Consider the following 12001-nt stretch of genomic DNA (forward strand, 5'->3'; position numbering starts at 1 on the left):
GTTCTTTATTAAGTATAGAGGACCTTCCCCGATAGGGAAAATGGACTCAGCCTTCCTCAGCTGTACACACCAACCCTCACCTAGCATGACAACATTTCACCCCTTGGTGTTCTTAGATATCCTTCTAAATACTCTCTGATCCTCCCCAGGTTCCTCCAAATGTACAGACTAGGGTCTTGGACAAGCTTGCGTTATAATGGTGCCATCCCTTCTTGAATAAAGTGCATCATTACGCTTCAATTCCAGACCAAAGGAGTGCTGCATTCATGTCATACAAACAAATCAAATGGATGATTCTGCTGATTCCCACATTCACGGTAGGCCTCTGGGAATACATTCGCCATCAGTTCCTGATGCCGTATCTTTCGATGGATGCAGGTAACTGGTTAACTCCTGTCATCGTTTACCTCGTAAGTGTGACACTGCTCAGCCGATTGTTCCACATGCTTGAAGGCGCCAGAGCCGCTCTGGAACAGGAGCGCGCTGCCAAAGCGACGCTTGAAGCGCGTGATCAATTGGCACGGGAGCTTCACGACGGGATATCCCAGTCCCTTTTTCTTCTGTCGGTGAAGACGGATAAAACGAGCCGTAGTCTGGCAGGAACCGGGCATGAGAGTGAGATCCAGGACATTCAGAAAACCGTGCATGAAGTCAATACATATGTGAGGCAAGCCATTGCCCAGCTACGTTTTGTTCCTTCTTCCACTGCGGCACCCGAGAGCATCTCGTTGCATGCGCAGGTCGAATTCCTCGTGAAGGAAACGGTACCTGACGCCCAGATACATTGGGACCTGAGCGGTGTATCGTTCTCGGCCAAAGAGCAAGTGGAGCTGCTGGCCTGTATCCGGGAGGGTCTGCTGAATGCACGCAAACATGCACAAGCTACCCACGTTCAGGTTCAAGCGATGGGGAATCCCATAAACTGGTCCATCTATATTCAGGACAACGGTATTGGAATCAGTGGAGATCCTCTGCATCTGAAAGATCGGTATGGACTGCGAATTACGAAAGAACGTGCCGCGGAGATGGGGTGGTCTTTTACCTTAGATTCCAGACCGACCTACACACGATTGACGATTGGAAAGGAGCATGCTTAACATGGAACATGTACGTGTATTGGTTGTTGATGATCATGCGCATGCGCGTGAAGCGATCTGTAGCATTTTATCCGAGGACAGCCTGTTTGAAGTAATTGGTACAGCTTCGAATGGACATGAAGCGCTAGAGCTCACCGGGCAATGGATGCCTGACCTGATCCTGATGGACGTGCAGATGCCGGACATGGATGGGCTGGAAACCACACGCCAGATCAAGCTACGTTTCCCGTATGTCATTATCGTTATGGTCACGGTTTCGGATGATGTGACATTTCTATTTGAAGCACTGAAACAAGGTGCTCAGGGCTATTTGCTCAAAAACCTGACTCCCTCCACCTGGCTTGAGTACCTTCGCGCCATCGTCAGTGATGATGCGCCACTCAGCAAGGAATTGGCTTACCGGATTTTGCAGGAGTTCCCCCCACCTCGCAGTGAGGATATGCAAGATAACCCACTAACTGCACGTGAATTGGAGATTCTGCAATGGGTATCCGCAGGATATACGAATCGTGAAATTGCCGACCAGTTGGGCATCTCCGACCAGACGGTGAAGAATCACCTGAAGAACATTTTGCAGAAGCTACAGCTCGACAATCGGGTGCAACTCACCCGCTATGCGCTCGAAAGCGGGCTCGCAGGCCGTAAGCTTCGCAAATGAGCATGTTGCATCATCCTGTGAGCAATATTCATCGGATGATGCAACATGCTGAAATAAATATAGCTACGAACCAGGATGCGTCTGGCATCAAGTAGCCATAGCATTCATGCTTTTGTCACAATTATGTAGACCAAATCGTTTTTTTATAGCCCAATGTAGTCATACGCGGTCATTTTGGACAAAGTTATAATGATATAGGTTGTGTTCGAAGGACTATGAATGACTGCAAATCTATAACCTGAGGGTGATGATTTTTTTGATTTTTACAAGCTTTACCCTAAAATGGGGCAAGCGGCACTGGGCCATGATGACCTGCCTGCTGCTGTTAAGCTGCCTTGTTATGCCACAGTGGGCATCTGCCCATGCTTATATTGTTCAGGCTTCGCCAGGAGAGAACGAGCAACTTGTTACCGCTCCCGAGCGGCTGACACTGGAGTTCAACGAATCCTTGCAGACGGCTTTTTATGATATCAAAATCACCGGACCTGACGGCACACAGGCAGACGATGGCACTGTGCAGATTGATGAGGATCGAACTCATATTCTGGAAACTGGCCTGCGGACGGGACTCAGCAACGGAACATATGCCGTCAACTGGAAAGCGGTATCTGCGGATGGGCATCCAATCCAGGGAGCGTATGTTTTCCATATTGGTGAGCCCTCCGGCTCGCCTGCTGGGTTGAGTGATCTGACAACCGGTTCCGGTTCAACAGGCGGGCCGCTCAAATGGATCGTATCTCTGACTGACTGGATTCAATATCTGGGGCTGTCCGTCATTCTGGGTACACTCGCATTCCTGTTGCTGCGTATCGCCCCTACTTCCATGACAAGAGAACCTATGGACGTTCCGGGAAGCTACAAGCTCTTATGGATCAGCTATGCTGCCGCTTCCTTCGCTGCTCTGGTCAGCCTGCCGCTAAATACATGGTATGAATCAGGTGTGACTCTGGGCGAACTGAGCTGGGCACTGATCGGAAGTGCGCTCAAGCTAACCTCCTTTGGCCAGATCTGGATGGCACAAATCCTGATTGTGCTGCTGCTCGCAGTCACGATTCTCTCTGGATACGATCGGGATCGATCCATTCATCTCCGGATCTGGTCTTCATACGGATCACTTGTGCTCGTGCTTGGCTGGTTGTTAACGCATGCCTTGACGGGGCATCCAGCTGCTGCCAATCAACGTATACTCGCCATTGCCATGGACTTTGTGCATCTGATCGGTGCCGCTTTCTGGATTGGCGCATTGACAGCTATGGCGATATGTCTACCTCCCTTGGCAGACAAGCTGCCTTCGAAGGTTCGAGGGGAAGTGTACTGGACCGCCATTCGCAGGTTTACAGCTTGGGGAATTGGGGCCGTAGCCGCTCTGGTCGCTACAGGCATATACAGCAGTCTAATGATCCTGCCAGCACCCGTGTTGACCTCCCTGTTCACTACAGCCTATGGCCTTGTGCTGATCGGCAAGATCATCCTGCTGATTGTGATGATTGTATTCGCCTGGCGTCATGCCAGACTGGCGAGAGCAGCAACGGGTAGCAGACTATCCGGCAGCCTGAGAGCCGAGCTTGCCACCGGTGCTGTCATTCTTGCCCTGTCTGCCGTATTGACTCACTTATCTCCCGGACAACCCGCAGTCGCTGGACCGTATCAGGAGACGCAGACCACGGAGGATGGCTCGGCGATTACCCTTCAGGTGAGTCCCAATGTAACAGGAGAGAACCAATTCGAGGTCGACGTCAAACGTGCAGATGGCCGTATCGTAGATGATCTCGAACAGATCACCCTGTCACTCACACACCTGGACATGGATATGGGTATCTATGAGATTACGATTCCGAAGAATGACACCGGTGTGTACAAAGCTGAAGACTATATCTCCATGCCTGGACGCTGGAATATCAAGGTACATCTCTTGACCCGATCACTGGACGCATTGGATGCCGAGTTTGAGATCGACACCGCCAAGCCCTAGTTGCACAACGATTCAGATTGAAAAGTGACCCAATCTAAAATTAGTGTTGCTACAAACTGCAAATGTAGTGAAGGGAACTTCTGGAGAAGCGAAGCTAAAAGCTTTCTGCAAGAAAGCTGCATCGGAAGCATACGCTTCGCCTTTATCCCCGGATTTTCCCCTTTGAGAAAAGGGAATCAAAAAAATCTGGGGATAACAGCGATTGGAAGGTTATTCTGTCATCGGAGTGTATGTGTAAACCGAATTTAGTTGAATTTATATAGTTGCATAAAAAAATCCGGGAATAACGGGGTTCGAACGAACAATCCGTAACCGAAAAGGTGCCTTTGCAGAATGTAGACACTCATTTAAGAAAATGGGCCGCATCATATATGATAAGAACTGAGAGGGGTTATTTATTTTGAAGAAAACATCATGGACTTCCAAACTCACATCCACTATCGCAACAGGTGCTGCGGCACTCATGTTGTTCGCCGGATTCGCCAGTGCTCACGTTAGCGTGAGCCCATCCGTTGCACAGACAAGCGCTTGGCAGACCTATACGATTAAGATTCCATCCGAGAAGGAACTGCCTACGACCAAAATCACGATGAAGGTTCCTGAAGGGGTGGCGTTTAAACAATATCAACCACTTGCAGGCTGGAAAATCACCACCGAGAAGAATGATTCCAATGAAGTAACATCGATCACGTGGGAAATTGACGGAGATAACGAAGGTATTCTGGCAGGACAGTTCCAACAGTTCAACTTTGTTGCCCAGAATCCTAAGGCTGAAGCTGAAGTTGCTTGGGATGCCTTCCAATATTACAGCGATGGCAGCATCGTAGAATGGACAGGCCAACCAAGTGATAGCAACCCGCACAGTATCACAACCATTAGCGAAGACCCGGCTGCTACCGGTAATGCCGCGGCTGGTGGAGACCATCACAGCGCTGGAACTGCAAGCGAAGGTCATGATGCAACAGGCACAGAAGCAGGTACGGATGACAATGCGGCTACCGACGGTAGCAAAGCAAACGATGATACCACGCTTGGCGATGCGCTTAATGACACGGTGACAGGCGAGCCAAACAACACGGATACTGATCCAGGTACACTGAAGCTTCAACAGGCCACATTGATCGTATCCATCCTGGCTCTAATTCTGTCCTTCCTGGGAATCGCTTTGGCTACACGTCGCAAAAAACGTTAACATTCTTGCAATTTACGATAACTTGATACTAATTCAGATAAGAAAAGAAGCCTATGGCATCGGGATCAAACCCGAGTACCATAGGCTTCTTTTTTTGACTATTCAACCTTTTTTCTCCGTGGTTTATGCGCTCCAGTAGGCTATATGTACTCACAATGACATACATGCGCGCGACGTTTCTCCACGTTTGCACTCATCTTAACGCTGATGTCCATCCGCAATATGGCAACAGCATTGCCCGCTCGTTAGCGTTCTTGATCCGTCTGAATCATAAACTCAATGTATTGCAACAAGCTCTTCTTCTGCTGTTCGATGGATTGAATACGTCTGGACAGACCCGCAAAGAACTCTTCAATCTGCTGCCTTGTATGATCTGCGGATTGACCTTTCCAGTCGTTAAGTCGACTGTACAAAGCTCTTGCTTCCTGTTCATCGGCTTGCAGACGGGCAAGCAGTTGCGTCAGCTCTTTTTCCGCAATCCGAAGATCATTCAACTCCACCAGCAATTGTCCACCCACGCATGTTCCCCTCCCCTATGTACGTGATTCATCGATTCAATTCACCATACTTGAATCTAATTAAAATGAACCGGACTCTCATCCGCCTGCCGAAAGGCATCCGCCTTCTCATCAATATAGTTCAGGAACTGGCTGGTGTGTTTCATATGCCATGTGCCAAGCTCATGAATGGATGCATCCAGCTGAGTAACGATCGGTTCCAGCCTGCGACTGCGGCTCGTATGCAGGTATTGAGCCATGCGGTTTCGCACCTGATTCAGCTCGGCGTTGCATTGCTGAGCATTTTGTTTCCACCGGGAGGCGACACTTTTCAGTTCTTCCGGCGTTACCTGAATCAGACCGGAGGCTCCTGCCGAGGAGGCCATACCTGCAACCATCATGCTTGTCTGTGCACCAAAACTACGCATAACATCTGCAAGATCCGTCATGAAATTGGAAGGCTCACGAGGCGTCTTATTGATTTTCTCACCCGTGGTAGGGTCGTACAGATCGTTGGAAATATAACCATTCTTGAACTGATATTGCTTCAGATCATGATACTCCTTACCACCAAAGGTGTTGCTCATCTTATCGCCCATACTCATGTTGTCATTCATGTCCTTGTAATTGGAGTTGATGTAATACATGGAACCAACATGACGATCATATCCACCAAAGAATCCACTGGCAACAAAATCACCCGGGTGACCGAAGTTTGTGATCTGACTATCGAATCCGCCCTCTTCTGCCTTTCGTTTCAGGGATGGAGTCAAGCTGGAGATAACAGATGGAGCACTGAAGGTCACTGCTGTCATTCCGGTATGCGCTGCGGCATATTGGGCATTCCCTCCGCCAAGCGAATGACCGGTCAAAGAGAAGTCCACATTCTTATATTTGTTCTGCATATCCTTCGCATAGTCTTCTGCTTCATACATTTGATTTGGAAAAGGATTCAACTTTTTATCAATCTGCCGATCAAGCTCACCCATTGCATTATCCACATGGGTCAGTCCGGTGACGTCCTTTACCTTTTGAATTCCACCTGATAACCAATCGGGTGTGAAATCGGTAGACTGTTCAATTTTTCTACCCAGTTCCGGGATAGCAATCTGACCATCCGCCAGAAAATCCAGCCCTTTACGATCCCATCCGGCACTTCCTTCTGTTCCCCGGTAAGAAATGACCGCCTGCTCCGTTTCCGGATTGTAGAAGGTCACTGCATCAAACCCGGAATAACCGTTACCATGCGTATCTTCAAGTACTTGCCAGCCTGGTAGATTCGCATATTCCGTACCTGCTTTAGCATTTTCGTAAGCCAGTTCTGACATCAGACGGTATGTTTCATCATCAATTCGTGGTGCATCCCCCATGCTATGTTCACCTCCAAAGAATCAGTACAATCTACTTGGCAAAAGGATCGTAGCCTTTCGCAATAATGGCTGCTTTAATCGCAGGACTCATGCCAAAATTTTTAATTTTTTTATCGTTATAGTCATATGAAATAGTGAACTCCTGATCCTCTTGCTCTACCACATGACCTTCCATCGCGATAGAGTCAAGTGCCATTTCGGGTAATAACTCCTTGCTGGTAATAACCACATTTAGTTCATACTTGTCTTTGAAATAGTTTACTGCTCTCGTCTCCGCTTCCTGAAATAGTGCCTGTTTCTCGTTTTCTTTCATGTTCTGACAGCCTCCCACAATAAAAATAGATAGCACAATCAAAAAGAATAAACTTACCCTTTTTTGTATTGGCCTCATACCATTCACCTTCTTCTTATGATTTCAATGTATATGTACACCCATTGAATCAGGATTACTCACTCATGTCTTCTCATTCTGTTACCTGCATCATAGTACAAAATCAACATGAGCCACATCGGCTGACAGGATCGTTTTCATGTATCTTTCTTCCTAATATGATTCAACCAGGACACTTTGGTGTACATTACCCGCTTTCCTAATCCTTGCATCAATTACATCGTAATTTTCCCACCAACGACAAAAAAGAGCCTGCTCTTCGAAAGAGCGGCTCTCCTTTTTGCCGTACTTCAATGTTATTGCAACACCATTTGCAACGCGGTCAGCGCAATCCCGATGATAAAACCGGTAACGGCCCCGTTGATTCGAATCCATTGCAGATCCTGTCCAACCTTATCCTCAATCATGGAGACCAAAGTAGCATTATCCATTTTGTCCACATTTTCGCGCACGAGTTTGCCGATTTTGGAATGATTTTTCTCCAACAGTGTCGTTACACCGTCCACAATCTTGGCATTCATGCCAGCCACCAATTCGTGATCTGCACGAAGATCGACAAGCACCCGTTCAATGGCAGGCAGTGCATACGTGTCTACATACTGTCCGTCTTCCATGGCAGCAAGTGCTTTGTCCCTTAGCTCCGTGAGCTTATTCAACACGGTTTCCTCGGCGTTCCAGCCCTCCAGCATGTTGTTCTTCCAGCCGTTCAGCCCCTCCTGCACACTTTCACTCAATGCCAAGCGTACCGTCTGGGTACGGACCATATCAAGCACCTTATACCTTAGAGCGCTGCCTTCACGTTTCATGTCCTCCACCCGTTCGAAGAGATACCCCTGCAAAATACCACCCAGACGCTCCTCGTTCATGTACCCCATGAATGCATTCATCGCAAACTGCATTAATCCGTTCATCTGGATTCCGCTGATCGCTTTCATTCCGCTTTCGCCCAGGAAAATCACGGTCTCGGGTTTCACCAGCCATTCCTCGGCCTGTTTCAGACCGTAGTCCAGCGCTTTCGAATCATACCCCCGCTCGCTCATCTGAATGGAAGCCCGTTCCAGAATCGGACCCAGATCGAAGTTACCCGCCTGTGCCTTAATTTCACCCGCTACCAGCGGGGCAATCTGCTCCAGAGGCAGGCCGGACAAGATTCGTTTGCAAAGCGTATCAATCATCGTCTTGATACCATCGGTGTGAAGCTCACGCGTTAACGTATCGAGCACCGTCTCTGCTGCTTTGAAATCTGCAATTTTCTCGGTGATGCTGTCTTTGTTGAGCAGATTGTTCTCCACTGCTGAAACAAGACCTTCCGTCATTTTATCCCGATTTTTCGGCAACAAAGCCGTATGCGGAATTGGAATGCCGAGGGGATGACGGAACAACGCTGTGACTGCGAACCAGTCCGCAAGTCCACCCACGAGTCCCGCTTCAAATGATCCTACCAGTAACTTGCCCACAGGAACGCCCTGGAACGGTAATGATGCGGCAAATCCCGCTCCCATCACCACGAGAGACCAGGCTGCTGCTTTTTTGGTTTGTTTAGGTTTAGCCATTTCACTTACTCCTTTATCATTAATCGCGCGGTTCAGCTACTAACGCCCTCCCGCACTTTGACTGTTCATTATGTAAAATCTTCAAAATAGAAAAATCTGAGCTACCCTGTTTCGTATACTTCATCTTATCACCCATACGCTTCAAAACCAAACCTCTGCTCGTAGAAAAAGGAAAGAATATCGATTGGTCGCCAGACAGCAGGGTAATGACATAGTGGAAGCACTTAATGAATCGAATCAGAGGAGGAATTTCGGACCATGAAACATGTGCAGGACACAACGACACTCCATAACGGAGTCAAAATGCCATGGCTGGGTTTTGGGGTATTCAAAATTAAAGACGGAGACGAAGTCGTTCATGCAGTCAAAACGGCCATCCAAGCCGGGTATCGCAGCATCGATACAGCCAAAGCGTATAACAATGAAACTGGTGTTGCTCAAGGTATTCGTGAGTCTGGAGTAGCCCGTGAAGATCTGTTCATTACCACTAAAGTATGGAATAGTGACCAGGGATATGAATCCACGCTTGCAGCTTTTGAAGAGAGCATGAAGCGACTGGAACTGGAGTATCTGGATCTCTATCTGATCCACTGGCCGGTCAAAGGCAAGTACAAAGATACATGGCGGGCGCTGGAAAAACTTAATAAAGAAGGACGCATCCGCGCGATTGGTGTGAGCAATTTCCAGATTCACCATCTGGAAGATCTGATGATCGATGCCACGATCAAACCCGCTGTAAATCAGGTGGAGCTTCACCCCTGCTGATTCAGCAGGAACTTCGAACGTATTGCAACAAACATCAGATTCAGATCGAAGCTTGGTCTCCGCTCGGACAAGGTCATCTGATCGATCATCCGTTACTTCAGGACATCGCCGCCAAATACAGCAAGTCCCCGGCACAAGTGATTCTGCGCTGGGATCTGCAGAACGGCATTGTAACCATACCGAAATCTGTTACACCTGAGCGTATTCACGCGAACGCCGATCTATACGATTTCGAGTTAACTTCTGAAGAGATCGAGCAGATTAACGGCCTCAATGAAGATAGACGCTTTGGTTCCGATCCCGACAACTTTAACTTCTAGAATAAGCGTCTATAGATGGTTAATCTAAATTAATCCGATGGAGCCTATATCATATTAAAGTTTTTCGGGAATATGCGTTTTCGAGAGATGGCCGAGGTGCTTTCCCTATCGGAAAACACAGTCAAGTCGAAATTCTATCGGATTATTAATAAATTAAAAATGGATTTGAACATCAAGTTAAAACGAGTGAGTCAAAAAATCCCGATTCAGATGTTTGAAATCTGGATCGGGATTTCCATTTTGGAGATTAACGTAAGATTAACCTTTGGATACCAGCTTGAAATCATCAAAGTGGAAACCTGGCGCTACCACGCAAGTTACCAGCACAGGCTCATCACCCAGTGGGCGCGCTGTCTGCCATACGCCGGCAGGAACGAGCACTTGTGGTGATTGTCCCGCAGCAATATCCATACCCAGAATGAGAACTTCCTCGTTCTCCGGGTTCTCTCCGTTGCCACCCAGCTTCAGTTCAACCGGGCTGCCACTGTGCCACAACCAAAGTTCATCCGACAGCACCGTGTGCCACTCGGAGATCTCATGTGCGTGCAGCAGGAAATACGTTGAGCTTGCCGAGAACCGTGGGCCTGAGTATGCGTCCGGCAGAACGGATTGTGGGATCTGGTACGATGCCTTCCATTCTTCTTTATACCAACCGCCTTCAACGTGAGGCTGCATCTGAAGTGCAGCAACCAATGGCGATAATTCATGTGTCGTCATAACTTGTTTCCTTCCTTCTACATCATATTCGAGACACTCCCTATCCAGAGTCTGCCTCTCTCTCCCTACTCTAAAACATCATTCAAGTTTTGTCACCTTGACAGCACACATCGACCATACCTGATTACTTCTTCCAGATTGACCTGCGTGATTATGAATATGCCTCACTCATAATGATAGCGTTTACAATAAGATGGATTTTCCGTTATGATATGGATATCGTTGTTAATCCGTGAAGCAGAGAGGAGCTGTACGATGAGTCTCATAGAGGATCGGATTGGACCCAAATATCGAATTGGTGAACAATCATTTACCATTGAACATATGCGCAGACATGATGGGAACGGTATGCCACAACCTCATGCTCACCCTTTCTACGAACTGTATTACCTGCTTGAAGGTGAACGGGTGTATTCGATGAATGGTCAGATCTTCTCCGCACGCAAAGGTGATCTTATTCTGATTAATCCACACGATGTACATACTACTTCCAAAGGAAGCAATCCCGGCTTCGAACGGATTCTAATCGGGTTCTCACCTACTTTTGCAACAGGGATGGAACTCGGCATATGCGGCCTGCTGCCTTTTAGTTGTTCAAGACTCCTTCGCCTACCCGAGGCGGAGCAGCCTGAGATAGAACGCATCCTGTTGCAGATGTTACAAGAATGCAAAGAACGCCGTCCTCATTATGAGATCGCAGTGAGAAGCCTGCTTGCCCAGCTTCTGATCCGTATTCATCGGGTGGAAGAGGTCATTCGGCAATCATGCCCCGGTCCTTTGCATCCGATGCAGGACAAAATCAGTGAAATTGTCACGTATGTGAATAGAAACTATACTGAACCACTCACTCTGGAGGGAGCAGCTAATCGGTTTTACATCAGCCCTTCCTATCTGAGCCGGATGTTCAGCCGGTTTACCGGATTTCGGTTCAGTGAATATTTGCGTGTGGTTCGAGTTCGAGAGGCACAGCGAAGACTGCTTTCCACACAAGAGCGTGTACAAATGATCGCAGAGAAGGTAGGATTTGAGCATACGGCCCATTTTAATAAAACATTCAAACAGGTCACAGGTACAACGCCGCTGCGCTATCGCAAGGAACACCGGTAGATCACCACATCATGAATAACACCACATGGAATTAAAAACATATTGGAACAAGAACCCTATCCCTAAGCATTCAAGCAGGATGTCACCTATCTCGGGGACTGGCTGAGTCTTCAGACTGCATTCTATAACGTGGAGTGGATTCGGGTGAAACCCCGATGCTCCGACTGGTTGAACGCTATGTAGAGCCAGAGGTATTGGATATGGAAGCCGAGTGGGTAGCCATGCTCCAGAGATTACGCATTCCTTATATCGAGAAGGATCATGATTACTGGATCTATGGCTACGCCACCGCGGCTCAGTTTGACCAACTATTATAAACCGCTACATTACTATCATTACTTCCGGTACACCTCGGTATTGAT

Annotated in this window: 11 protein-coding genes and 2 pseudogenes; 8 read left to right on the forward strand and 5 right to left on the reverse strand. The window is 48.0% G+C overall.

Annotation, left to right across the window (positions count from 1 at the left end):
- The first annotated feature begins 266 nt into the window (after positions 1–266).
- The 4 genes from C0Q44_RS03550 (at position 267) to C0Q44_RS03565 (ending at position 4919) form a co-directional block, all read left to right on the forward strand.
- On the forward strand, positions 267–1097 hold the full coding sequence (locus C0Q44_RS03550; RefSeq protein WP_105406096.1) for a sensor histidine kinase: 831 nt from the start codon (positions 267–269) through the stop codon (positions 1095–1097).
- Between the two features lies 1 nt (position 1098).
- On the forward strand, positions 1099–1755 hold the full coding sequence (locus tag C0Q44_RS03555; RefSeq protein WP_105406097.1) for a response regulator: 657 nt from the start codon (positions 1099–1101) through the stop codon (positions 1753–1755).
- A gap of 247 nt (positions 1756–2002) precedes the next feature.
- On the forward strand, positions 2003–3727 hold the full coding sequence (locus tag C0Q44_RS03560; RefSeq protein WP_105406098.1) for a copper resistance CopC/CopD family protein: 1725 nt from the start codon (positions 2003–2005) through the stop codon (positions 3725–3727).
- Positions 3728–4127: 400 nt separating this feature from the next.
- Entirely contained in the window at positions 4128–4919 is a 792-nt protein-coding gene (locus C0Q44_RS03565) for a YcnI family copper-binding membrane protein (protein WP_258166156.1), read from the forward strand.
- A 245-nt stretch (positions 4920–5164) separates the two neighbouring features.
- Here C0Q44_RS03565 and C0Q44_RS03570 read toward each other — a convergent pair whose 3' ends face one another.
- The 4 genes from C0Q44_RS03570 to C0Q44_RS03585 form a co-directional block, all read right to left on the reverse strand.
- Positions 5165–5437, reverse strand: coding sequence for a hypothetical protein (locus tag C0Q44_RS03570; protein WP_105406099.1), 273 nt, complete (start codon positions 5435–5437; stop codon positions 5165–5167).
- A gap of 56 nt (positions 5438–5493) precedes the next feature.
- A complete protein-coding gene (locus C0Q44_RS03575) occupies positions 5494–6786 on the reverse strand; it encodes a Tle-like phospholipase domain-containing protein (protein WP_105406100.1) in 1293 nt (430 codons plus the stop codon).
- A 31-nt stretch (positions 6787–6817) separates the two neighbouring features.
- On the reverse strand, positions 6818–7099 hold the full coding sequence (locus C0Q44_RS03580) for a hypothetical protein (RefSeq protein ID WP_146113419.1): 282 nt from the start codon (positions 7097–7099) through the stop codon (positions 6818–6820).
- A 374-nt stretch (positions 7100–7473) separates the two neighbouring features.
- A complete protein-coding gene (locus tag C0Q44_RS03585; RefSeq protein ID WP_105406102.1) occupies positions 7474–8730 on the reverse strand; it encodes a DUF445 domain-containing protein in 1257 nt (418 codons plus the stop codon).
- Between the two features lie 258 nt (positions 8731–8988).
- Between C0Q44_RS03585 and C0Q44_RS03590 the strand changes: the two are divergent.
- Together C0Q44_RS03590 and C0Q44_RS31710 are read left to right on the forward strand one after the other, a co-directional pair.
- Positions 8989–9815 (forward strand): annotated as a pseudogene (locus C0Q44_RS03590) (aldo/keto reductase).
- A 45-nt stretch (positions 9816–9860) separates the two neighbouring features.
- Positions 9861–9974: pseudogene (locus C0Q44_RS31710) on the forward strand (sigma factor-like helix-turn-helix DNA-binding protein); the annotation flags it as partial.
- A gap of 99 nt (positions 9975–10073) precedes the next feature.
- Here C0Q44_RS31710 and C0Q44_RS03600 read toward each other — a convergent pair.
- Positions 10074–10532: a cupin domain-containing protein gene (locus C0Q44_RS03600; protein WP_105406103.1), complete on the reverse strand. Its 459-nt coding sequence runs from the start codon at positions 10530–10532 to the stop codon at positions 10074–10076.
- 255 nt (positions 10533–10787) lie between these two features.
- Here C0Q44_RS03600 and C0Q44_RS03605 point away from each other — a divergent pair, with 255 nt between their 5' ends.
- Positions 10788–11639 (forward strand): helix-turn-helix transcriptional regulator, encoded by an 852-nt coding sequence (locus C0Q44_RS03605; RefSeq protein WP_105406104.1) that lies wholly within the window; start codon positions 10788–10790, stop codon positions 11637–11639.
- 155 nt (positions 11640–11794) lie between these two features.
- A complete protein-coding gene (locus tag C0Q44_RS30035) occupies positions 11795–11956 on the forward strand; it encodes a hypothetical protein (protein ID WP_181150840.1) in 162 nt (53 codons plus the stop codon).
- Positions 11957–12001 lie beyond the last annotated feature (45 nt).

The sequence above is a fragment of the Paenibacillus sp. PCH8 genome (assembly GCF_002968835.1).
Classification (GTDB): Bacteria; Bacillota; Bacilli; order Paenibacillales; family Paenibacillaceae; genus Paenibacillus.